The sequence below is a fragment of the Nonomuraea sp. NPDC049028 genome, from assembly GCF_043197735.1.
GTDB lineage: Bacteria > Actinomycetota > Actinomycetes > Streptosporangiales > Streptosporangiaceae > Nonomuraea.
Window position 1 is genome coordinate 539,255 of record NZ_JBICTR010000002.1, and the last position, 22,755, is coordinate 562,009.

At 71.9% G+C, this 22,755-nt stretch carries 22 protein-coding genes; 10 read left to right on the plus strand and 12 right to left on the minus strand.

Translation table 11 applies throughout. From position 1 onward, the window contains the following. Positions 1 to 7 precede the first annotated feature (7 nt). From ACGFJ2_RS08610 to ACGFJ2_RS08645, 8 genes are all read right to left on the minus strand, one after another. Positions 8 to 2,353: a transglutaminaseTgpA domain-containing protein gene (locus tag ACGFJ2_RS08610; protein WP_393466168.1), complete on the minus strand. Its 2,346-nt coding sequence runs from the start codon at positions 2,351 to 2,353 to the stop codon at positions 8 to 10. Continuing rightward, positions 2,341 to 3,462, minus strand: a complete 1,122-nt coding sequence (locus ACGFJ2_RS08615) for a DUF58 domain-containing protein (protein ID WP_393466171.1) — start codon at positions 3,460 to 3,462, stop codon at positions 2,341 to 2,343. The genes ACGFJ2_RS08610 and ACGFJ2_RS08615 overlap by 13 nt, the downstream gene beginning before the upstream one ends. Further along, complete coding sequence (locus ACGFJ2_RS08620; RefSeq protein ID WP_393466174.1) at positions 3,459 to 5,624, minus strand: hypothetical protein; 2,166 nt, start codon at positions 5,622 to 5,624, stop codon at positions 3,459 to 3,461. The genes ACGFJ2_RS08615 and ACGFJ2_RS08620 overlap by 4 nt, the downstream gene beginning before the upstream one ends. A 101-nt stretch (positions 5,625 to 5,725) precedes the next feature. Continuing rightward, entirely contained in the window at positions 5,726 to 6,148 is a 423-nt protein-coding gene (locus ACGFJ2_RS08625) for a YbaB/EbfC family nucleoid-associated protein (protein WP_393466177.1), read from the minus strand. A gap of 94 nt (positions 6,149 to 6,242) precedes the next feature. After that, positions 6,243 to 7,049: an alpha/beta fold hydrolase gene (locus tag ACGFJ2_RS08630; protein WP_393466180.1), complete on the minus strand. Its 807-nt coding sequence runs from the start codon at positions 7,047 to 7,049 to the stop codon at positions 6,243 to 6,245. Positions 7,050 to 7,081: 32 nt separating this feature from the next. Next, the gene (locus tag ACGFJ2_RS08635) at positions 7,082 to 7,879 is read right to left on the minus strand and encodes an aminotransferase class IV (protein ID WP_393466183.1); all 798 of its coding nucleotides are present in this window, start codon (positions 7,877 to 7,879) and stop codon (positions 7,082 to 7,084) included. A 13-nt stretch (positions 7,880 to 7,892) separates the two neighbouring features. Further along, entirely contained in the window at positions 7,893 to 8,336 is a 444-nt protein-coding gene (locus ACGFJ2_RS08640; protein ID WP_358177505.1) for a MarR family transcriptional regulator, read from the minus strand. A gap of 126 nt (positions 8,337 to 8,462) precedes the next feature. Then, positions 8,463 to 9,614 (minus strand): alpha/beta hydrolase family protein, encoded by a 1,152-nt coding sequence (locus ACGFJ2_RS08645; protein WP_393466187.1) that lies wholly within the window; start codon positions 9,612 to 9,614, stop codon positions 8,463 to 8,465. 133 nt (positions 9,615 to 9,747) lie between these two features. On the opposite strand from ACGFJ2_RS08645, the gene ACGFJ2_RS08650 reads away from it, so the two are divergent. The 6 genes from ACGFJ2_RS08650 (at position 9,748) to ACGFJ2_RS08675 (ending at position 14,970) form a co-directional block, all read left to right on the plus strand. Beyond that, positions 9,748 to 10,995, plus strand: coding sequence for a sensor histidine kinase (locus tag ACGFJ2_RS08650; RefSeq protein WP_393466190.1), 1,248 nt, complete (start codon positions 9,748 to 9,750; stop codon positions 10,993 to 10,995). Continuing rightward, complete coding sequence (locus ACGFJ2_RS08655) at positions 10,992 to 11,636, plus strand: response regulator (RefSeq protein ID WP_393466193.1); 645 nt, start codon at positions 10,992 to 10,994, stop codon at positions 11,634 to 11,636. The genes ACGFJ2_RS08650 and ACGFJ2_RS08655 overlap by 4 nt, the downstream gene beginning before the upstream one ends. Before the next feature lie 139 nt (positions 11,637 to 11,775). Beyond that, on the plus strand, positions 11,776 to 12,270 hold the full coding sequence (locus ACGFJ2_RS08660; RefSeq protein ID WP_393466196.1) for an SRPBCC domain-containing protein: 495 nt from the start codon (positions 11,776 to 11,778) through the stop codon (positions 12,268 to 12,270). A gap of 95 nt (positions 12,271 to 12,365) precedes the next feature. Next, the gene (locus ACGFJ2_RS08665) at positions 12,366 to 13,193 is read left to right on the plus strand and encodes a hypothetical protein (RefSeq protein ID WP_393466199.1); all 828 of its coding nucleotides are present in this window, start codon (positions 12,366 to 12,368) and stop codon (positions 13,191 to 13,193) included. Further along, a complete protein-coding gene (locus ACGFJ2_RS08670) occupies positions 13,190 to 14,368 on the plus strand; it encodes a histidine kinase (RefSeq protein WP_357942232.1) in 1,179 nt (392 codons plus the stop codon). Before ACGFJ2_RS08665 ends, ACGFJ2_RS08670 begins: the two co-directional genes overlap by 4 nt. Next, positions 14,365 to 14,970 carry a response regulator transcription factor gene (locus ACGFJ2_RS08675; RefSeq protein ID WP_357942234.1) on the plus strand — a complete coding sequence of 202 codons (606 nt, stop codon included), beginning with the start codon at positions 14,365 to 14,367 and terminating at the stop codon, positions 14,968 to 14,970. Before ACGFJ2_RS08670 ends, ACGFJ2_RS08675 begins: the two co-directional genes overlap by 4 nt. 8 nt (positions 14,971 to 14,978) lie before the next feature. Here the strand turns inward: ACGFJ2_RS08675 and ACGFJ2_RS08680 are convergent, their stop codons facing one another. Continuing rightward, positions 14,979 to 15,539 carry a helix-turn-helix domain-containing protein gene (locus tag ACGFJ2_RS08680; RefSeq protein ID WP_393466203.1) on the minus strand — a complete coding sequence of 187 codons (561 nt, stop codon included), beginning with the start codon at positions 15,537 to 15,539 and terminating at the stop codon, positions 14,979 to 14,981. 68 nt (positions 15,540 to 15,607) lie between these two features. On the opposite strand from ACGFJ2_RS08680, the gene ACGFJ2_RS08685 reads away from it, so the two are divergent. Then, positions 15,608 to 16,510 (plus strand): alpha/beta hydrolase, encoded by a 903-nt coding sequence (locus ACGFJ2_RS08685; RefSeq protein WP_357942238.1) that lies wholly within the window; start codon positions 15,608 to 15,610, stop codon positions 16,508 to 16,510. Positions 16,511 to 16,577: 67 nt separating this feature from the next. After that, complete coding sequence (locus tag ACGFJ2_RS08690; RefSeq protein WP_393466206.1) at positions 16,578 to 16,964, plus strand: nucleotide pyrophosphohydrolase; 387 nt, start codon at positions 16,578 to 16,580, stop codon at positions 16,962 to 16,964. Here ACGFJ2_RS08690 and ACGFJ2_RS08695 read toward each other — a convergent pair. Then, positions 16,924 to 17,541 carry a TetR/AcrR family transcriptional regulator gene (locus tag ACGFJ2_RS08695; protein WP_393466209.1) on the minus strand — a complete coding sequence of 206 codons (618 nt, stop codon included), beginning with the start codon at positions 17,539 to 17,541 and terminating at the stop codon, positions 16,924 to 16,926. The genes ACGFJ2_RS08690 and ACGFJ2_RS08695 overlap by 41 nt on opposite strands. A 75-nt stretch (positions 17,542 to 17,616) precedes the next feature. On the opposite strand from ACGFJ2_RS08695, the gene ACGFJ2_RS08700 reads away from it, so the two are divergent. After that, complete coding sequence (locus ACGFJ2_RS08700; RefSeq protein ID WP_357942244.1) at positions 17,617 to 18,039, plus strand: hypothetical protein; 423 nt, start codon at positions 17,617 to 17,619, stop codon at positions 18,037 to 18,039. Between the two features lie 2 nt (positions 18,040 to 18,041). Here the strand turns inward: ACGFJ2_RS08700 and ACGFJ2_RS08705 are convergent, their stop codons facing one another. Beyond that, the gene (locus ACGFJ2_RS08705) at positions 18,042 to 19,211 is read right to left on the minus strand and encodes an FAD-dependent monooxygenase (protein ID WP_393466212.1); all 1,170 of its coding nucleotides are present in this window, start codon (positions 19,209 to 19,211) and stop codon (positions 18,042 to 18,044) included. A 14-nt stretch (positions 19,212 to 19,225) separates the two neighbouring features. Continuing rightward, positions 19,226 to 19,690 carry an SAM-dependent methyltransferase gene (locus ACGFJ2_RS08710; protein ID WP_364012007.1) on the minus strand — a complete coding sequence of 155 codons (465 nt, stop codon included), beginning with the start codon at positions 19,688 to 19,690 and terminating at the stop codon, positions 19,226 to 19,228. 109 nt (positions 19,691 to 19,799) lie between these two features. On the opposite strand from ACGFJ2_RS08710, the gene ACGFJ2_RS08715 reads away from it, so the two are divergent. Further along, entirely contained in the window at positions 19,800 to 22,673 is a 2,874-nt protein-coding gene (locus ACGFJ2_RS08715; RefSeq protein WP_393466216.1) for an AAA family ATPase, read from the plus strand. The last annotated feature ends 82 nt before the right edge of the window (positions 22,674 to 22,755 follow it).

A 22,755-nucleotide genomic window follows, 5' to 3' on the forward strand; every position in this document is an offset into this window, starting at 1 on the left:
ACCCCGCTCAGTGGAGCAGCGAGCCGGGTGCCAGGCGGTGGGCGAGGCGGCGCGGTAGCGCGATCTTCCGTCTGACCAGCAGGTCGATGTTCGCGTAGTGCCGCCAGGCCATGTCCGCAGCTTCCTGGTCCGCGGGGGCGTCGCTGAATCGGGTGAGGTTCGCCAGGTCTGCCAGCCCCGTCAGTGGCTCGTACGCGTGGGTGCCCAAAGCCGTCACTCCCAGCGTGGCCACCTCCCGAGCCGTCAGTACGCGCGACGAGGCCGGGACCCCGGCGGCGCGCAGTCGTACCACCGTTTGCCGCCACGCGCCCGCCACCCGCGCCCGCGGATCGCCCGTCCGGCGGCGTCGGCGGCGCAGGGGCGGCAGTACGGTCACCGCCAGCAGGTACCCGCCCAGCAGCCCCCCGGCCACCGCGCCCGCGATCGGCAGCCAGGTGGTTCCGGCTCCGTGGCCGGCTTGGCGGGGTGATGGCTGTGGTGTGGGCCGGTGGGTCGACGGTGTGGCGGCGGGGTCGGCGTGGTCGCCGCTGATCTCCTGTTCGATCTCCTGGCGCTGCTTGGACACGCCTTCGGCGACGTCGCCGCTCTCGCCCGCGTGGCTGCGCGCCGGGGTCGGGTAGAAGGGCACCCAGCCGATCCCCTTGAACTCCACCTCCGCCCAGGCGAGCACGTCACCCGCCAGCACCTGCCGTACGCCGCCTGCCTCCGCCTTGCCCGGACCGAAGCCGACGACCACCCGGCTGGGCAGGCCGAGCGAGCGGGCGAGCAGCGCGTACGACGCCGCGAACTGCTCGGTCGTGCCCTTCTTCGCCTCGGTGAGGAAGAACTGGATGCTGCGATAGCTGTGCCCCGGCGGGGAGTTGACGTCGTAGTCGGCGTGTTTGCGCAGGTAGGCGGCCAGCCGTACGGCCTGCTGCATGGGGCTGGTGGCGCCGGCCGTGGCCTTGCGCGCGATGGCCGCGAGGCGGGCCCGTTGTGGGGGAGTACGGCCGTCGGGGCCGTTGGGCAGTGCCAGGGCGGCCTGGTCGGCGGCGGGGACCGCCTCGCGCAGGTCTGCGGCGGAGTAGCGGCGGATGCCGGAGATCACCTGGTACGTGATGCCCTCGCGAGCGGTGGTGGTGGCGCTCGCCAGCATCCCGGTCGCCGGATCTGCCATCAGGCCGGCCGCGGAGTCGGGCGCCGGTCCGGTGAAGGTCACCTGCTGCGGGCGGTCCGCCGCGGGCAGCCAGGGACCGGACAGCTTCTGCAGCGTGAACTGCTGCTCGACGACGTCGCGGGCGCCCCCGAGGTCGTCGCCGTCGGCGGGGACCCGGCCGCCCGTCGGCAGGTATCCGGCGCTGGAGGTCCACGTGACGCCGTCGAAGCGGTCCAGTACGGCCAGCCGCCAGTTCGCCTCGGTCGTGGATTTGACGGTGAAGAGCTGGCGGTAGGGGTTCTGGAGCCAGGCCGACACCTGGTCGAGCGGGCTCACGCCGGCGAGCGGGCGCGGGGGCGGCTGGGCCACCAACTGGCGCACGTCGTACGGGTTGCTCGCGAATGGCAGCACCGGTCCGGCCGCGACGGCGATCAGCACGAGGACGGCCAGCAGCGGGACGCCCGCCACGAACGTCCTGGCCGCTCGGGCCGCCCGGACCAGGGCCAGGAGCAGGGCCAGCCCGACGAGGACGGCCGGTGTCGGCAGCTGCGAGCCGGGACCGGACACGCCCAGCACGACGGCGGCGGCCAGCACCGGTACGGCCGGGGCCGCCGGGAGCACCACCGCCCTGGTCCGCAGGGCCAGTTCGGTCCCGGCCACCGCCGCCGCCCAGACCAGGAAGTGCGCCAGCACGATCGTCCTGCCGTCCCCCTCGGCCGGCAGGATGGTCGTGAGCAGTGCCTTCCCCGAGTCGCGCACGCCGAGCAGCGCGGCTCGCACGCTGGCCGGACTCGGCAGGAACCCGGCCAGGGCCTGCGTCCTGAACAGGGTCGCCGACACCGCGATCAGCCAGGCCAGGAGATTCACGGCCAGAGACACCCAGAGCGGCAAGATCCTGGCCAGCGCGTACGACACCACGCCCGGCACGATCGCCGCCACGGCCACCACGGGGATCAGTGCGCCCAGCGTGAACACCCCGTCGAACGCCAGCCCGGCCGTACCCGCCAGCAGGATCACGATGACGATCGACGCCACCCGCCGCCACTCGGGCACAGACGGCAGCGGCGCAGCCTCGGACGTCCCCGGTCGCACGCCCGGCGTGGGCGGGGCGACCGGTGTGGGCGGGGCGACCGGCATGGCCCGCACGTCCGGCGTAGGCGGCACGTCCGGCGGGGGTGGGGCGACCGGCCTGCCCGGCGGGGTGGTCAGCGCGGCCATGCCGCCGCCAGTTCGGCCAGTTCGCCGATCTCGATGACCGTCACACCGGGCACCATCGGCGGCCGGTCGCCGGAGGAGGCCCCGACCCAGACACAGACCACCTGGTCGAAGCGCCGCCGCACCGACGCGACGCTTGACAGGGCGGTCCGCGCCCCGGTGACCAGGATCAGTGCCCCACCCGAGCCGGCGCGGCGTACCGCGTCCACCGGCGTCTCCGCGTCGGCCGTCCGCTCGACCAGGGCCAGCCGGTCCAGCACCTCCTCGGCCTCCTCGGCGCCGCCCTTGACGGACAGCAGCTCTCCCGCGCCGGTCAGCAGCCGCACCGGGAAGCGGCGGCGGCTCGCCGACCAGGCGACCGACGCCGCCGCGTCCACCGCCAGCTCGAACTCGTCGTCACCCCCGTAGGAGTCGGCGCGCGTGTCGAGGATCGTGGTCGTGTACGGCAGGCTGACGTCCTCGAGCTCCTTGACCATGAGGGTCCCGGTACGCGCCGTGGACCGCCAGTGGATGTGCCGCAGGTCGTCGCCGATCACGTAGTCGCGGACGCCGTTGAAGGTGATCGTGCCGCTCGGCGAGCGGGAGGCGGAGCCGTCGAGGTGGCGCTGCCGGCCGGAGTTCAGCGGCTCCAGCGCAACCGTGCGCGGCCGGACCAGCAGCAGATCCGCTTGGCCGTACGAGGTCGTGCGCCGGGCCAGGCCGAACGGGTCGGCCCGGTCGAGCCGCAGCGGGCCCACCGGGGTCTCGCCGCGCCTGCGGGTGGGCAGCCGGTACGACACGGTTCCGGTGGAGTTCCTGGCCAGCGGCGGTACGCCGACCACGATCGCGGTGTCCCGGCAGGTGTCATGGGCCTCCAGGGCGTCGCGCCGCCAGCGGCCCCTGTTCGTGACGCGCAGCATCGCGATGGCCGCCTCGCCTCTGGCGACCTTGACGGGCGTGACCTCGCGGCGTACCTCCAGGCGTGGCCGGCGCAGCGTCCACAGCAGACCGGCGCCGACGGCGGCGATCCCGCCGGCCGACAGCGCGCCCGCCTGCTGGTAGCCGAGCGGTGCCGCCACCGCGTACAGCAGTACGGAGGCGGCCAGGGTGCCCCAGCCGGCTCTGGTGATCATTCGCACTCCCAGAGGGGGGCGGCGGGGAATCCCCCCTTCGGGGTGTCCATCAGCACGTCGTTCAGCCAGCCGCTGCCCCGGCTGGACTCCACCTTGTTCCAGACGTCGCTGCTCATGCCGGTGTCGGTGTCGGTGAAGCCCGCGCCCTTGGTCTGGCAGATCACGGTCATGGTGATGTACTCGCCCTTGGGGATGCGGCCCGCCTCCGCCCCTGCTGAGGGGCCGGACCGGATCAGGGTGTCCCTGTTGTCGTTGTGCGCGTTGCGGAACTGCGCCGACGGCGGCTGCAGCCCCGCCTTGGCCTCGGCGCGCTCCTGGCCCTCGCCGGCGCCGTTCTTGGCACGCAATGTCCAGGTGTAGTCCTGGCCGTTCTTCAGGCCGGTCACCTCCGCGCTGGTCCCGTCGAGCGTGCCCGGGTGCTGGCCGGGGCCTTCGAGTACGTAGCTGACGCCGCCGTCCTTGGCGTTGTCGGGGGCCGACCAGGTGAGGTCGGCGCCGTGGTTCTTGCCCTTGGCCTCGAAGCTCGCCGGTCTGCCCGGGGCGACGCAGGGGCGTACCGGGATGGTGGGGTCGGAGACGGACTCGCCGCCGTCGTACTGGGCCGCGACGCGGAAGGTGTACTCCTGGTCGCAGCGGCCTCCGGTGACCCGGAACTGGAAGGGGCCGTCGGAGCGTACGCGGTCCGGGGTCACGTTCGCGCTGTCCGGGGCGCCCTTGAGCGTGTAGCCGGTGGCCTTGCCCTGGCTCGACGGGGTGAACACGATCTCCATCCAGCCGGGTCCCGAGTTCGCCGTGACGGTGCCCGGCGGGCCGGGGGTCTGCGTCGGTGTGGGCGTGGGTGTCGGGGTAGGCGTCGGTGTGGGGGTGCTGGTCGGGGGCGGGCTGGGGGTCTCCGAGCGCTTCGTCGTGGTGGGTTTCGGGGTGCGCGTGACCGTCACCGTGGGCCGTGCCGTGGGCTGGGTGGTCTGCCGGGTCGGGACGGTGGTCGGGAGCGCCATGGTGGGCGTGCCGGTGGGTACGGGCAGCGGGGTAGGGGTGTCCTTCTGACCGAGCGCCTCGTCGTACTTGCCGACCCGGTGCGCCCTGCCGTCCTGCTCGACGACCAGCGCGGTCTCGCTGAACTGGTCGTTGACCCAGAGCAGCCCGTCCTTGACGAACACCTCCAGCGGTCCCGCCTTGCCGGTGATCACCTTCTCGGCGTCGAACCTCTTGGCCACCGTGTCGTACACGATGAGCCGCCCGGTGCTCTCATCGGCGATGTAGACGCGTCGGCCGAGAGCCTGCGGCGGCCCGAGCTTGCCGCCCTTCACCGACACGGTGCTGAGCGCGCCGCTCGCGGTGTCCACGAGCACCAGCGCGCCCTGCTTGGGCGCGAGCATCGGGACGATCGTGGCCTCGGCGACGGCGGGCATCAGCATGCCGCCGCGCCCGGCCTCGGTCACCGTGCTGGGCAGGCTCACCGTGAGCCGTGTACCGGTCGAGCCGATGACCATCGCCGACGCGGCGGCGGAGTTGGTGACCAGCGGTACGCCGTCCGCCATGGTCAGCGTGAGCGGGTCGCCGGGCTCGCCCACGGTGACGGCCTTGCCCTGCTGGGCGCCGTTGATCTGGGCCAGCGTGCCCTCTTCCGGTACGGGGACCCAGAGGGTTCCGTTCTTGTCGATGCCCGCCTGGCCGAGCGGGCCCTTGAGCGTGATCGCGGCGCCGATCGTGTCCACGGTCAGGGGGTTCACCTGCTGGACGGTGCCCGCCTGCGGGTCGATCGCGTACGCCTTGCCCGCACCCATGACCAGCTGCGTCCCGCCGGCGCCCAGGCTCTTGGTCTGGGCGACTTCGAGCTGGGTCGGATCGATGCGGCTGACCTGGCCGGTCGACTCGTCGACGACGAGCACGCTGTTGCCGTCCTGGACCACCTTGAGCTCGTCGCCCTTCGCGGCGGCCAGGTCCACGCGGCCGTCGACCTGGCCGGACAGGCCGTTGGCGTGGACGACCTCACCGTTGAGCGCGCTGGCGAGCCAGGCGCCGATGTCGGCGAGCTTGGGCCGGGCGCTGGACACACCCGTACCCAGGAAGAACCCGATGCCCGTGAGCGCGGCGACGATCGCGAGCGCGACGAGGCCCGCCACTCTCCGCCGTGCCGCCTTCTGCCACCGAATGGCCACCAAATTCACATCCCGCGACATTTGCGCACATGCATACCCGCCGACACCCTAGAGCGGCGGGGTCGGCTGGGGGCACTCTTCAAACAACCTCGAAGTGTCGGTCAGGTCGTGCCCCGGCGCCGCTCGTCGATGGCCCGCATGCGCTCGTCCATCGACGATTCGAAGGACTCGAGGACCTGGCCGAACCGGTCGTCGAGCTCCCGCTGGGTCGGCATCGACTCGCCGAGCGTGTCGGCCATGATCTCCCTGGCCTTCCTGTCGGCCTCGTCCTGCGCCTGCTGGGCGGCGCCCAGCAGCTCCTCGGCGAGCTTCTGGCTGTCCAGGCGCATCGCGCGCGGGGCGATGACCAGCTCGACGAGCCGCCCGTTGGCGCCGGCGGCCACTCGTACCTGCCCGTCCGCGCCGGTGCCCCGGCCGACGACCACGTCGACCTCCTTGCGTACCTCTTCGACGCGGAGCAGCATCTGCTCCGCCTGGGCGGTGATCCGTTCGAGGTCTTCGGGGCGGAATTCCGCAGCGTCCATGCCGGGATGATCGCCGACACTTCACCTGCGCCAGCCATATTTCGGGAAAAGTCGAAGCGACCGCAGGTTCCGGGGGCCCGACCGTGCGAAAGAGTTACGCGAGGACCTCGCGTAGTGAGGCCGCGTACGCCCTGGGGTGCGAGGTGTTGCCGTTGTGCCCGCCCGGGAAGTGCACCAGGTCGGTGTCGAGCAGCCGCGCCAGTTCCTCGGCGCATCGATAGTCGAAGACCGTGCGCGGCGTGGCGCGACCGGCGACGGGCACGATCGGGGCGCCCTTCAGCGTGGCGGGGTCCAGCCGGTCGGCGATGATCGCCGTCCAGTCGTGCTCCACGAAGTAGCCGAAGTTGGCGGCCCGCTGCTCGGTCATCGGCTGCGGGGTCAAGTCCGGCTCGACGTCCTTGGCGGCGAGGTCGATGCCGAGCGTCCTGCTGATCTCCTTGATCAGGGCGGGCAGGCCGTCGCGCCGATAGATCTCCTGCCCCTCGGCCAGTTCCCGCCGGTGGCCGAGGCACTGGTCAGGGGGGAGCAGCCACGGCGCGACGGGCTCGTGCGCGATCAGCCTGTTCAGCCGGCCGCTGGCCACCAGGTGCAGCCCGATGGTGGCGCCGAAGCTCATGCCCAGCATCGTCACCGGCTCGCTGGTCAGGTGGTCGAGCAGGCGCAGGACGTCGTCGGCGTGCTCCTCGACGGTCGCGCCCCGAGCCGGGTCGTCCAGGGTGCTGCGCGAGAGCCCGCGCCGGTCGTACGTGATCACCGTGTGGTCGGGGACGAGCCGGTCCACGAGGTCGACGCTGCGTCCGGCGTCACCCTCGCCGCTCTGCGAGATCAGCAGGACGGGGCCGGTGCCCCGTACCTCGAAGTAGAGGTGCGCGCCGGCCACCCGCAACATGCCAGTTTCCATGGCACTCACCCTAATACATCAAGAATGATGTATCAAGAATGATGGATTTCCTCCCAGGGCATGCCCTCGAAGTAGCCGATCAGCCGGCCCATCGCCGCCTCGTCCACCTTCAGCGTCAGATCGTCGACCTGCCCCACGGCCACGACGCCGTGCGAGTTTGTCAGGAACACCGTCTCGAAGTCCGCCAGATCTGCCACCCGCAACACCCGGCTCTCGTACGGCACACCCGCCTGAGTCAGCCCCGCCTCCATGAGCTGCATCGTGATGCCGTGCAGCATGGGCGCGTCCGGCCAGATCACCCGGGTGCCGTCGAAACAGCCCAGATTGGTGATCGAACCCTCGGAGATCACCCCGTCGTCCGCGGTGAGCAGGGCCTCGTCGAAGCCCTCCGCCTGCACCTTCCGCCCCAGGTAGCCCTGGGGGAAGCCGCCCAGGTGCTTGACGTGCGGGAGAAAGCGCTGGTAGCGGACCGATTTGAGGCTGCGCGGGGTGGTGGCGACCTCGACGGGCGGCTTGGCGGTCACCAGTACGTGCAGGCGGGCGACCTCGCACACGTAGACCCGTACGGACGCGTCGGGCGCGACCGCCGGCCGCCGGTCCAGACCCAGGGCCGACCTGATGGAGTCGACCACCAGCCCACGGTCGAGCGGGCGGCCGAACAGCTCCTCGGTGGCCCGGTCGAGCCGGTCGAGGTGGCGGTCGAGGCCGCGTACCCGGCCCTGCCTGACCTGCATCGCGGTGAAGTGCCCGTATCTCGCCGAGACGGCCAGCGTCACCTCCGGCGCCTCGGCGAGCCTGCCGTCGATCACGGTGCGTTCGATGTCGATCAACTCCCTCGTACGGCTAACGGCTGAGCGTCCTGGGGATGAGGCGGCGGGCCAGCTCCTCCAGCATCTCGACCGTCTCGGCGATATCGTGCCGGTCGTCGGTGTCGAGGGCCGCGGCCACGGCGTCATCCACCGGCGCGGCACGTACCTCCGACAGCCGCGCCGAAACCTGCGGCGACTCCCTGATCAGGGAGCGCCGCCGGTCGCGGGGGTCGGTCATGGTCTCCAGGGCGCCCACGGTCTTGAGCCGCGCGACGGCGGCGGAGACGGCGCTCTGCGGCAGGCCGGTACGGGCCGCCACCTCGCCCACGGAGGTGTCGGGGTGCTCCCGGATGTCGCTCACCACGATGAGGACGGTCCGGACGCTGGTGGAGTGCTCGCCGATGCCCTCGGTGGGCATGGCCTCCTCGCCGATCTTCATCAGCGTCCGCCCGAGCAGGAACAACTCGACCCCGTTCACCTCAGGCACGATACAGCTGAACGGGGGCGGGCTGGATCTACGGTGCTCACGAGGTCCCAGGTGACGGTCCGTTGTGGCTGGTGTTGGGCCATGATGACCCGGCTGCACGCGGCGCTGCTGTGACCCTCAGCGCCGAGAGGCGGGCTCAGGCCAGAACGTCACTTCGGGGAAGTCCTTCGACGGCTTGTCCAGCAGCGGCTCCCGCTGCTGGCGCAGGTGCCGGTCGAGGAAGGCGCCGACGTACGTCCGGGTGATCGACACGGCGCGCTCACCGTCCAGCGCCGGTGCGGGCAGACCCACCTGCGGCCTGATCACCGCGTAGTCGGTGAACGAGGCGTGGTCCGTGTCCGCGACCGACAGCCAGCGCTTCCACCCGTTCACCTTCGACCACCAGTTGACCCATGACACGTCACCGGCCGGCGTGTGGTTCTCCTTGGTGCCCATCATGAGAAGCGGCCCGCGTACCGTACCCGTGGGCTGCTTCGGGTTGTAGCTCCCGTCGAGGTTCACCCCGGCGCGCACCCGCTTGTCGGCCGCCATGAGCTGCGGGGCGGCGTTGCCGCCCGCCGAGAAGCCGACCACGCCGATCCGCGACCTGTCGACCAGCCGCCCCCAGCCGCTCTTGGCGGTGAGCCGGTCGAGCACGAACGACAGGTCGATCACCCGGCTCTTCGCGATCGCGGCCCCTCTCTCCTCGGTGTTCTCCCCAGCGCACGCGGCGCAGGTCGTGGTCCGCCCGTCGGGGAACGTGGTGGCCGCCGACTCATAGGTGTGCTCGACGGCCGCGACCAGATACCCCTTGCCGGCCAGGTCCTCCGCCAGCGAGGTCATCGTCGCGCGGGGAAAGCTGAAACCCGGAGACACGAGCACGAGCGGCAGGCTGCGGGTGAGCGGCTTCGCGTCGACCGTGGCGTAGGTCCGGGTCTTGGCGAGCGTGTCGGCGGGGACGTTCGGATAGGGCTTGACGATCAGCGCCGACTCCTGCGGCGTCACGTAGGGAGCCGCCCGCGTGCCCGCCTTCGTGGCCGGGTACCACAGGGAGACCATGAGCTGCCGCGGCCCGTCCTGCGGCACCCACGGATCGGGACGGTCTGTGTCGACCAGATGCAGGGAGGCCAGTCCGACGGGGTACTTCCCGGTGGGCACGGGCAACGAGGTGCCCGCAGTTGTCTGTAGAGGCCCGGTGCGCGCGGTCTCGGCTTGTGCTTGTGCTTGTGCCTGTACGGTCGGCGTCGCCAGCAGGGCCACGCCCAAGGCCACGATCAGGTGTCGTTTCATGCGGCCCAGCCTGGGCCCGTACCCACCGGCCCGGCTTGCCCGGGAAGTCGACCGGCACCCCCTCCTTTCGTAGCGGTCCCGATCGACGATCGGCTCGGGCGGCGGCCCCGCGTCGCCCCATAGGCTGACGAACATGCAGGTGAGCAGACGGATCGAGGGCGGCTTGCCGGTGTTGCTCGGGCCGGCCGTGTTCGTGGTGTCCGCGGTGCCGTTCGATCAGACCGACGGCCTGACCTCGCCCGTGTTCGTCACGACGGCGGCCGCCGCGGGCGTGGCGGCGTGGTGGGCGCGGCGGTCGTGGTGGCCACTCGCCGTACTCGGCGCCGTCTTCTACGTGTGGCTGGTGATGTGGCCGCCGCTGATGGTCGCCTCCTACTACGCCGGTACGACCCTGCGCGGCACCCGCGGCATCACGAGCTACCTGGGTGGCACCGCCGTGGCGCTCGGCACGGCCGTCGTCGTCGGCGACCTGATCGGCGGACGCCGGGAGATGGTGACGGCTACCCCCGCCAACGTGGCGCTGATGGCCATGGCCCTGGTGGGGCTGCCGTTCGTGTTCGGGCTCTGGACCCGGGCCCGGCGCGACGTGCTGGCCGCCGCCAGAGAGCGGGCCGACCGGCTCGAACGCGAGCAGGTGATGCGGGCCGAGCAGGCCAGGGCCCAGGAACGGGCGCGTATCGCCAGGGAGATGCACGACGTGGTCGCGCACCGGGTCTCGCTGATGGTGCTGCACGCGGGGGCCCTGGAGGTACGGGCCGCCGACGAGCCCACGGCCCGTACGGCGTCCATGATCGGCGACATCGGCCGGGAGGCGCTCGCCAACCTGCGTGAGCTGCTCGGCGTACTGCGCTCGAACCAGCAGCCCGCCGAGCTCAGCCCGCAGCCCACGCTGGCCGACCTCGACCGGCTCCTCGACCAGTCGCGCGCGCTGGGCATCTCGGTACGCAGGCACGACCACGGTCAGCCGCGCGCACTCGGCTCTACGGTGGAGCGGACCGCCTACCGGGTGGTTCAGGAGGCACTCACCAATGTGCACAAACACGCCCGCGACGCCCACACCGACGTACACGTGCGCTTCCTGAACGACACACTCCAGGTGGAGATCCTGAACCGAGGCACCGCCGACGGGCCGGGCGCGGAGCGGCCGCTGCCAGACGGGCAGGACACGACGCTGTCGAACGGGCGGGACACGACACGGTCGGACGGGCCGGGTGCGGAGCAGGCGCTGTCCGGGGCGGAACGGGCGCTGCCCGGGGCGGGGTGGGGGCTGGCGGGGTTGCGTGAGCGTGTCGAGCTGCTCGGGGGGTCGCTGGCGGCGGGCCCCAGACGGGAGGGCGGCTACCGCGTCACCGCCGACATTCCCGTGAGGGCCGCGGCATGATCCGGGTGCTGGTCGTGGACGACGAGGCCCTGGTCAGATCCGGGTTGCGGATGATCCTGGAGACGGCCGACGACATCGTGGTGGTGGGCGAGGCCAGGGACGGCGAGGAGGCCGTCGGGGCGGCGGCCCGGCTCAGGCCGCACGTGGTGCTCATGGACGTACGGATGCCCGGCACCGACGGCTTGACCGCCGCCGCCCGCGTACTGGCCGCCCCGGACCCGCCCAAGATCGTCATGCTGACCACGTTCGACCTGGACGAGTACGTCCACGAGGCGCTGCGGCTCGGCGCGGTCGGCTTCCTGCTCAAAGACACGCCGCCGAGAGACCTGACCGCCGCCGTCCGTACGGTGGCCGCCGGCCAGGCCATGCTCTCCCCGTCGGTCACCAGGCGCCTGATCGACGCGTTCGTGGACCGTGCGCCTTCGCGGTCGGACTCGGCCCGCAGGCAGCTCGCCGCGCTCACCGGCCGCGAGGAGGACGTGATCAGAGCCCTCGCCCGCGGTCTGTCGAACGCCGAGATCGGCCGCGACCTGAGCCTCTCGGAGGCGACGGTCAAGGCGCACGTGAGCCGGGTACTGGCCAAACTCGGCCTGACCAACCGCGTCCAGGCCGCCATCCTCGTCCACGACGCCGACCTCTGAGCTTGTCTTTCAGTTCTTGCCCGTCCACGCAAAATATCCACGCAAAATACACGGGGCGCTAAGTGACATCTGTATCTGTTTGTCCTGGCCGACGCGGGTGCAGGGTTGGGTTCATCACCCACTTGCTAGGGAGCAGACCATGACATTGGCCAACGAGAGCGTGCGTATCACACGTACCTACCCGACCACCCCCGAGCACGTCTGGCGGCTGTGGACCACCCCCGAGGGCATCGCCTCCTGGTGGTCGCCGGACGGCTTCACCGTCGAGGTCGGCAAGCTCGACCTGCGGCCCGGCGGCGACCTCATCTACACGATGAGCGCCACGGCGCCGGAGCAGATCGCGTTCATGGAGAGCCACGGGATGCCGCTGAGCACCGAATCCCGTAAGAAGTTCGTCGAGGTGTCGGAGCCGGGCAGGCTCTCCTACACCTCGCTCGCCGACTTCATCCCCGGCGTGGACCCGTACGACTTCCTCACCGTGGTCGAGCTCGAGACTGTCGAGGGCGGTGTCCGCGTCACGATGACGGCGGACGCGATGCACGACGAGGAGTGGACCCAGCGGCTGGCCGCCGGCCGCGCCAACGAGCTCGACAACCTCGGCCGTGTGATCGACGCCGACGAGGCAGGCGCGTAGGCATGGCCAAGCCATGACCCTGCTCCTCTCCCCGACCAGGCCACCGCTGGTGGCCGCCACTCGGCCGGGCCACCTACCCTGGTCAGCCGGGACACGTGGACAGGGGGTGGTTCGGCTGGTGGCATTCTGGCGATCCGACCGCGTCGTCCGGCTGGCTCCGGTCGGCGCGGTCGCCGCGCACCTACGCGAGCCTCGCCGTGTCGGCCGTCCTGGTCCTCCCCGGCCCGTGGTCATTCGTCGCGTACCTGTCGCTGGCGATCGCGGCGGCACCCGTCGCCCTGCTGCTGGGCCTGCCATGGAACGCCGCGCCGTGGCTCACTCTCTCGGAGCTCTGCGGCAGCGGGGCCGTACTCCTGCTCGTCTGGCTCTCCGCCGCCCTCGTCCGCCTGCGGTCGGCCAGGGAGGTGCTCGCCCAGCGGGCGGTCGCACAGGAGCGGCGCCGCATCGACGACGACCTCCGCCGTACGCTCGGCACCGCCCTGGAGTCCCTCGCGGCCCGCGGCGCACGCGCCGCCGACCTGCTGACGACCCCGCTCGACAAGCGGGCTGATCTGGAGGCGGAGCTGTCCGGGCTCGCCGACGATTCCCGGCGTACGCTCGCCGAGGCCAGGCAGCGGGTACGCGGCTACCGCCAGCCGTCCCTCCGAGCCGAACTCGACACGGCCGCCACCCTGCTCTCCGCAGCCGGCATCGAGACCCGCCTGCAACTGCCCCGCACGGGCATCCCCGACACGATCGCACCGCGGCCCCGGGCGGCTCTGCGCGCGACGGTCACCGGCCTGCTGCGCGCCGACGGCGTGAGCACCTGCACGATCACGGCAACCCTCCTGGCCGGCGGAGTGCGCCTGGAGGTGCGCGCCGACGACACCATCGAAACCATCGACGTGCGGCCCCACATCCACACGTCCGAGGCCCGCCCATGACCCCGCCGATCGCGCCGCGGTGGGTCGTGCGCCACCCCCTCTGGCCGCTGATCGCCCTGCACGTCCTGCTGGCCGTACAGGTCCCGGTCTACACGACCCTCGGCATGGACGGTCCATCCGGCAACCCGGTCGTCGCCACCGTCGCCTGCGCCCTGGCCCTCTTCCTGAGCCTGCGACACAGCCTGGCCGCCTCCAGAGGCGAACGCCCGGCGGGCTGGCCCTGGACGCTGGCGGCGCTCGTCATCCTCGCCAACGTCCCCCTCTGGTGGTTCGGCTCGAACTGGCAGGCCTTCACCAGCTTCGCCCTCGCCTCGATCGTGATGCTGCTGCGCGGCCGTCTGATGCTGTTCGCGGTGATCGCGCAGCTCCTGCACAACCCGGCGAAGGAGGTGATCGCCATGCTGCGCGACGACGCCCACACCATCCCCCAGGCCCTCCTTCTGGGCGCGTACGCCCTGTTCGCCCTCATCCTGTATGCCGGCACGCTGGTCGGTGGCGCCCGGCTGGTCCGGCTGCTGAACGAGCTGGAGGCCACCCGCACCGAGCTGGCCGCCACCGCCGTCGGCGAGGAACGCATCCGCGTCTCCCGCGACCTGCACGACCTGCTCGGCCAGAGCCTGTCGGCCATCTCCCTCAAAGGCGACCTGGCCCTCCGCCTGCTCGCGAAAGATGTGGCCGCCGCCCGCGACGAGGTCGAGAGCCTGACCGGCGTCGCCAGGGACGCGCTGCGGGATGTACGCGCGATCACCCGCGACGAGCACTCCGTATCGCTGCGCACCGAGATCGACGGCGCCGCGGCCCTGCTCGGCGCCGCCGGCGTCGACACCCGCCTGGACGTGGCCGACCTGCCGCCCCTGTCGGCCCCCGCCCAGAACGCCCTGGCCTGGGCGATCCGCGAAGGCACCACCAACCTGCTACGTCACAGCGACGCCCGCACCTGCGCCATCACCCTCACCCACCACCAGGGCACGATACGCCTGGAAATCGTCAACGACGGCGTCCAGCCCTCCTCTGGGGCAGCCGACCTGACCCGCACCCCACCCCACCTCACCCCGCCCGGCACAGGGCTCTCCGGGTTGGCCGAGCGGACCCGCGCCGCCTCCGGCACGTGGCTCACCACCGTCCACGACGGCCTGTTCCTGCTGTCGGTAGAAGTCCCCGAGGAGGTCGCGTGATCCGCGTGCTGATCGCCGAGGACATGCACATGATCCGCTCAGCCCTGGTCGCCCTGCTGTCGCTGGAGGACGACATGGAGGTCGTCGCCGAGATCGAACGCGGCGACGAGGTCCTCGCCACCGCCCTCCGCGTCCACCCCGACGTGGCGGTCCTCGACATCGACATGCCCGGCCTGGACGGCCTGTCCGCCGCCGAACAACTGTCCGCCCAGCTCCCCGCCTGCCGCACCCTCGTCCTCACCGGCCTCAGCCAGCCCGGCAACCTCCTCCGCGCCCTGAAGGTCCACGTCAGAGGCTTCATCGTCAAGGACGCCCCCGCCCACGCCCTCACCGACGGCATCCGCCGCATAGCCCGCGGCGAACGCGTCATCGACCCCGAACTCGTCGCCGCCGCCCTCGAAACCGGCAGCAGCCCGCTCACCCCTCGCGAGACCGAGGTCCTGCGCGCCGCCGCCACCGGCATCCGCGTCGCCCAGATCGCCACCGATCTCTCGCTGTCACAGGCCACCGTACGCAACTACCTGTCGAACGCGATCAACAAGGTCGGCGCCCGCAACCGCATCGACGCCATCCGCATCTCCCGCGACGCCGGCTGGCTCTGAACCCCGTCCTACTCACCTTGAGGTCGGTGACTTTCCGGCTGTGGATCCTCGGTCGGAAAGAAGATCGTGCTCAGCAGGTGGTGGCCGCGGTCCGGTGCGGGTTCGTTCCGCAGCCGGGGCATGATGACGCCGACCATGTCGCTGATCATCTCGGTGCGTTCGTCCTCGTTGAGCCAGAGCGGGAACTGCCGGTACGACACCGAGTCCGTGGTCGGGTCGGCGTTCTCGCGGTCGAGATAGGCGTTGAACTCCGCGAGCAGGGCCGCCATGGCCGCGGCGAAGCCGTGCCGGTGGTCTTCCAAGGACATCGACGCGGCCGCGTCCTGATCGATCACCGCCCGCGTCCGTCGTAGCCGGTAGTGGCGTTCGACGGCGCCGTGCACCCGCTGCTCGCCCTCCACCTCCAGGACTCCCGCCTCGGCCAGCAGGCCCACGTGCCGGTACACCGTGGTCTTGGGGACGTCGGGCAGGCGAGCGCACAGGTCGGACGTGGTGCGGGTCAGTCCGCCGGACATGGCGTGCACGATGCGCAGCCGAACCGGGTGCAGGAGCAGGTCAAGCGTGTCCATCTGGCTACGATCCCATATCTGGTACTGTTCCCAAACTTGGGAAAGCAACGTACAGGAGGGGTTCCGCGATGAAGGACCAACCGACGCTTCCATTGGGGCGGTTCTACGAGGTGGGAGGGCGGCGGCTGCCGCTGCACCGATCGGGCGACGGGAGCCCGGCGGTGGTGTTTCTGCCTGGAGCCGGATCGTCCGGCATGGACTTCCTGAACGTCCAGGAGCGGGCCGCCGAGCTCACCACGAGCGTGCTCTACGACCGTGCCGGAACGGGATGGAGCGACCGGGCCGAGCTGCCGCGCACCTCCACCGAGGTCACCGACGAGCTGCGCGAGCTGCTGCGGGTCGCCGGCGTGCCCGCGCCGTACCTGCTGGTCGGCCATTCCCTCGGCGGCCTGTACGCCCGCCACTACGCGCAGCGCTTCCCCGGCGAGGTGTCGGGCCTGGTCCTGGTCGAACCCGAACACGAGGACTACGACGCGTACATGCCCCCGAAGCTGGTCGAGACCTGGGCCGAATGGGACCCCGACCAGGCGGTTCCCGACGAGCTGCCCGACGAGGTCATCCAGTTCTACCGCGGCCTGTTCACGCAGGTGCTGGCCGACTGGCCGGCGGCCACCCGCGAGCTGCTCGTCGAACGCCATGTCAGCCCGGAATGGATAGGGATCGGCGCCCAGGAGGCGGCGAACCGCTACCAACTCCACGACGAGGTACGCGGGGCGGGGCGGCTGCCCGACGTGCCGCTGATCGTGCTCACCGCCACGGGTATCGACGCCTTCAAGGAAGCGGTGTCCCAGGGCACCCCCGAGTCGCTGCTGCGCGAGGAGATCGACGGCAAGCGGCGACTGTATGACGCGCTGGCCGCCTCGGTTTCGCGCGGCGAGAACCGCCTGGTCGACGACGTCGGCCACGCCTCCATCAGCTTCCGCCGGCCCGACGCCGTCTTCCAGGCGATCCACGATCTCCTCAGCGGGTGACCACGACCTCCATGGCCTCCTCGGCAGTTGACGGCGGGCGCCGCGCGGCCCGCTAAGGTCGTCAGGCGTGACGAACGAGTTGGAGCCACTCGCCGAACGGCAGCGGGAGTTCGCGCGTGCGCGAGACTGGGAGCAGTTCCACACGCCGAAGAACCTCGCCATGGCACTGGCGGGGGAGGCAGGGGAGTTGCTGGCGGAGTTCCAATGGCTCACCCCCGACGAGTCGGCCGACCTCGACCCCGAGGCGCTCGCCCGGGTCCGCTCGGAGCTCGCCGACGTGACGCTCTATCTGGTACGGCTGGCGGACGTGCTCGGCGTCGACCTGGTGGCGGCCGCCAACGCCAAGCTCGACGAGGGCGAACAACGCTATGACGCCGACCTCTACCGCGGCTCCGCCAGAAAGGCCCCACCCCTCAACGAGTCTCCTCGCGAGAGCCGGCCTCCTCGCGAGTGAGCGCCGCTGCCGTGGCGTCGGCGACGGTGGTGGCGAAGGCGGGCAGGTTGGATCGGTCTTCGAGCAGCAGGAACAGCCAGGCGAACACCGGCCCGAGCAGCAGCGCGTGCACCACCGCCGGTTCGGGCCGCCGCGCCAGCTCGCCCCGCCCGATCGCCCGGTCGAGGATCTCGACCAGGCAGCGCCGTTCGGCGGCGACGAACGTGGCGGTGAACTTGGCCGCCAGAGCCGGATCCGCGTGGACGTCGGCCAGCAGGCCGGGCACCACGCCGGGTGGCGGCGCGGCCAGCTGGTCCACCATGAGGTGGGTCAGGGTGGCGAGGTCGGCGCGGAGTGAGCCCGCGTCGGGAGGCGTGTCGAGCTCCAGGTCGTGCAGCGCCACCGCGAAGATCATCTCCTGCTTGGTGGCGTACCGTCGGTAGATGGCGGCCTTGCCCACGCCTGCCCTGGTCGCGACCGTGTCGACCGTCAGCTGCGCGTAACCGTGCTCGGCGATCAGCTCGCGCGCGGCGGTGGCGATGGCCTTGTCCACCCGGTCGTCCCGGGGGCGGCCCAGGGGCTGCTTTCGTTCCCGCATGGCGGCGAGTATACGGAACTCATAGTTCCGGAAAAGACTTGCGCAGAGGTCAAAGCAGATCCATGATACGGAACTATGAGTTCCGAAACTGATGTTTCCGTAAGAGGGGTGGTGTGGGCGGGCGGGATCATCATGTTCCTGGCCGCCGGGCACCTGCTGATCACCGGAGTGATCAGTGCCCAGCACCTGCCGGACTGGTTCAGCGGTGCGCTGTGGCTGGGCGCGGACGGGCTCGACGGCCTGCGCGATCCGGCACCGGCGGCGGGCGCCTTCTGGATGGTGTGGGGCAGCTTCGCCGTGCCGCTCGGGCTGGTCGGGGCGCTGGTGGTCCGGTTCGGGCGGCTCGGACAGGTGCCGCCGCCGTACATCGCGATCGGGGTGGCCGTGTGGGGCCTGGTCGCGGCCGTGGTGCTGGAGCCCACGCCGTTCGTACTCGTCGTGATCCCGGCGGGCATGCTGCTCGCCGCCCAGCGCGGGCGCCGGGCGGCGACCGCGTGAGCTCAGTGCCTGTCGGCCGCGGCCAGCTCGGACAGGTTCATCGCCATCGTGTGGTGGACCGCCGGGATCCAGTCCAGGGCGCGCAGGGCCGTGTTGCGCAGGACTCGCAGCGGTGAGTTGCCCACGGTCGCGATCTTCGTCATCTTGTGGGTGAAGGCGACCACTTCCTCGGCGACCGGGCGGCGCTCCGCTTCGTACTCGTCCAGGACCGTCTCCGGAGCGCCGTCGCGCAGCACCGCGGTGAGCTTCCCGGCCAGGTTGAGCGCGTCCTGGATACCGGTGTTCATGCCCTGGCCGCCGGCCGGGCTGTGGACGTGGGCGGCGTCGCCGGCCAGGAACAGCCGGCCCGCCCGGTAGTGGTCGGCCAGCCGGTGGTGGACCCGGAAACGGGAGCTCCAGACCAGGCCGGTGACCATGGACCGGTGAGCGTGGGGACCACGGGCGTCGAGCAGCGCCTGGATGTCGGCGGCAGTCGGGTGCTCGGCAGCCTCGTCGACCGTCGCGACGATCCGGTGGCGGCCGCCCGGCAGCGGGGCGACCACGGTCACCCCCTCCGGGGCGAAGTACAGCGCGACCTCGTCGGCGGGTCCCGTCCAGTCGAGATGGACGTCGGCCAGGATGAACGACTGGGCGTAGGTGTCGCCCGTGAAGGAGATCCCGCTCTGCTCGCGGATCGTGCTGTGCATGCCGTCGGCGCCGACGACGTACGAGGCGTGGATCAGCCCGCCGTCGGAGGTCTTGGCGGTGACGCCGGTGGGCTGCTGCTCGACGATCGAGATCTCGTACGGGCGGTGGACCGTGCCGCCCTGGCTGAGCAGCCGGTTCAGCAGGACCTGCTCGGTGATGTTCTGAGGGACCAGCAGCGTGTACGGGAAATCGGTCGGCAGCTTGTCGAAGCCCACCGTGAGCAGGACCCGGTCACGGTCGCGGACGGTGAAGCGGGGCACGGTGACACCGGCGGCCACCAGTTCGTCGCTCACGTCTATCGCGCGCAGCACCTCCAGGGTGCGGGCGTGCACGACCGCCGCTCGCGACGTGTTCGCGCCTTCCGGCGCCTTGTCCACGAGTACGGCGTCCACCCCCTGCCCGGCCAGCGCCGTGGCCAAGGAGAGCCCGGCCGGGCCCGCGCCGACGATCAGGACGTCCGTACTGGCGGGAAGCTTGGCATTCATGTTGTGGAGTCCCCTCAGTAGTAGTGACGCATCAGTTCGGTCGCCCAGGCCGGCTGTACGACCTCGCCCTGCGGGCCGAACTCCGCCATATAGGGCTTGAGATCGAGGACCGGGCTGCCGTCGATGGCGTCCAGGCCGCGGACGCGTACGTCGAGGCCGTCGACGCCGAGCAGGCGGCAGCGGGAGACGCCCAGCCGGTTCGGGCGGTTCTTGCCGCGCTGGGCGAAGATGCCCACCAGCGGCCAGTCCGGGTTGCCCCTGGGACGGCGGGCCGAGGTGTTCACCGAAGCGGGGTCCACGAGGTGGAACTGGAACACCACCTCCAGGTGCGAGAACGCCTCCAAACCGGCCAGGGAGTCCGGCGCGAAGCGGCTCCCGTCGAGCCGGATCACGGCCTCCTCGGTGTTCCAGTCGTCGTCGAACGCCTCGGTACGCCCGCCGACGACGGTCCCCACCGGCTGCAGGCTCACATGTTCCATAACTCAGGACCGTAAGGGCCGCGCCGCCCCGGCCGAATCCGTCACGGTGACCGGTACCTGGGAGGGCGGCTCACGGGATTCGGTCACCGGTTAGGTAGGGTCGGGCAGCATGATCGGCCGACACGCGGAGATCGCCCTCCTGCGGGGGATGATCGCCGAGTCCGGGGCCGGCCAGGGCAACGCCATCGTGGTGTACGGCCAGGCCGGGATCGGCAAATCGGCGCTGCTCGCGGAGGTCGCCCGGACAGCCGGCGGGGACCCGCTGGTGCTCCGCGTCACCGGCGTCGAGGCCGAGGCCGAGCTGCCCTTCGCCGCCCTGCACATGCTGCTGGGGCCGGCCCGGCAGCTCATCGCGGAGCTTCCGGCGGCGCAGCGGGACGCCTTGCGCGGCGCTTTCGGCCAGAGCGAGGGCGGGGCCCAGGACCGGTTCCTGGTCGGCCTCGCGGTGCTGACCCTGCTCGCCGACCTCGCCGGCGAACGCCCCCTGCTGTGCCTCGTGGACGACGTGCAGTGGCTGGACCGTGCCTCGGTGGACGCGCTGGTGTTCGCGGCCCGCCGGCTGGGCGCCGAGCGGATCACCATGATCCTGGCCGCTCGCGACGACGGTACGGAGCGGCCCGTCGACGGCGTACCCGAGCTGCGGCTCTCCGGTCTCGCCCGGCCCGACTGCGAGGCGCTGCTGGCCGAGGTGGCGGCCGATCTGGTGCCCGAGGCGCGGGATCGGGTGATCGAGGAGGCCGAGGGGAATCCCTTGGCGCTGCTGGAGTTCGCCGGGACCCTCACTCCCGAGCAGCGGGCCGGCCGGCTGAGCCCGCTGCCCCTGCAACCACCCCGGCTTTCCCTGGCCGGCCGCCTCGAACAGTCGCTGCGCGCCGCGATCCGGCTGCTCCCCGAACGCACCCAGCGGCTACTCCTGATCGCCGCGGCCGAGGACTCCGGCGACCTGGACCTCGTCCTGCGAGCGGCACAGAGCTTCGAGGCGGCGGGCTTTGGGGCCGGGTTGGCCGATCTGGAACCGGCCGAGCGCCGCCAGCTGGTGCGGGTCTCGGAGGATCGGCTGTGGTTCCGCCACCCGCTGGTCAAGACCGCCGCGTATCGCGAGGCGCCGCTCGCCCATCGGGTGGCCGCCCATCACGCGCTGGCGCGGGTCCTCGACGGTGACGAGCAGGCCGACCGCCGCGCCTGGCATCTGTCCGCCGCCGCGGTCGGGCCGGACGAGGAGACGTCGGCCGTACTGGCCGCGACGGGGGACCGCGCCCGGCAACGCGGCAGCCACGCCTCGGCCGCCACCGCGTACGAGCGGGCCGCGCAGCTGACCGTCGACCGGCGGCTGCGGGCTCAGTGGCTGGCCGCGGCCGCCGAGGCGGCGATCGGCACCGGGCAGCTGGCCCGCGCGGGCGCCGCCGCCGACCGGGGACGACGCCTGACCGGGGATCCCGCGGTGCTGGCCCGGCTGGCCGCCGTACGGGCCGCGGTCGACGCCGAACACGGCGGCCCGACGCCGGCCGCGCACACCCTGATCGAAGCCGCGGCGGGCATCGCCGGGAACGCGCCGGACGACGCGGCCACCCTCCTCGCCACCGCCGCCGGTGAGGCCTGGTTCGCGGGCGACCGTGCCGCGCTCGGGCAGATCACGGACCTCCTGGCCGCTCTCGGCCCGGGGATCGACGACTCCCTCGCGACGGTTGTCGGAGCGGTACGCGGCATGGAGCGGGTGGCCGCGGGAGACCCGGCCGCCGGACTCCCACTCCTGCGCGCCGCCATCGTCCCGCTACGCGCGGCCCTCCCCACAAGCACCGCGACCCTCCCTACGAGCGCCGCAATCCCGGCACCGCACGCGAATCTCCCCACAAGCACCGCCGTCCCGTCGCCGCACGCGAACCTCCCCACGCCCGCCGCCGGCCGGGTCATCGGGACGTACGCCGTGTTCAGCGCCCTGATGACCGGCGATGACGCCGCCGCCTGCGAGATGGCGGCCGCGCAGGTGGACACCTGCCGCGAACAGGGCCTGATCGGCGCTCTGCCGCACGCTCTCCAACTGCTCACCCAGGCCCAGATCCTCCACGGCCGGCACGCGGAGGCAGCGGCCTCAGGTGCCGAGGCGTGGCAGATCGCGCATGACACCGGGCAGGCCGGGCGGCTGCGCCACCTGCACGGCATCCTGGCCCGCCTCGCCGCCATAGAAGGCGATGACGAGAGGTGCGTACGGCTCGCTCAGCAAGCCGAGGGCGCCGCCCAGGAGCGCAACGGATCCGGCTGGGGCGGCTGCGCGCTGACCCTGCTCGACCTCGTACGCGCTCGGCACGAAGCGGTGGCCGAGCGGATGGCGCGGGTCCTCGGCGGACCGCTCGGCCACACCGTGATCGTCACCTTCGCCATAGCCGACTACGTCGAGGCCTGCGCCCGCCTGGGTGAGCCGTCACTGGCCACCGAGGCGTTCGCCCGGTTCGACGCCTGGGCGGCGGCCAGTGCCCAGCCGTGGGCCGCCGCCGTCGCGTACCGCTGCCGGGCCCTGCTCGCCCCACCCGGCGAGGCCGAGGCGCACTACGCCGAGGCGCTCCAGCGGCACACCCAGGGTGGGCGGCCGTTCGAGCGGGCCAGGACCGAGTTGCTGTACGGCGAGTGGCTGCGGCGGGGCCGCCGGCGGTCCGATGCCGGCGTGCGGCTGCGTGCCGCGATGGACCGGTTCGCCGCGCTGGGCGCGAACCCTTGGGCCGAACGCGCCCGTACGGAGCTGGCCGCCACCGGCGCCCGCGCAGACCTGCCGGAGCCCGGCGGCCAGGCCAGACCACTCGACACGCTGACCCCGCAGGAACTGCAGGTCGTCCGGCTCGCCGCGACGGGCGCCACGAACCGGCAGATCGCCGCCCAGCTCTTCCTGAGCCCGCGGACGGTGGGGTTCCACCTGTACAAGGCGTACCCGAAGCTGGGCGTCTCCTCGCGCACGGACCTGGCGGGTATCGACCTGGGCTGGCCCGCCTGACGGAAACACCACGTGCCGCCTTTCGGCGGTGTGGAGGGGGCGGGATTTGTCGCCTTCCAGAGCTGCGACGTTAAGCTTTCTG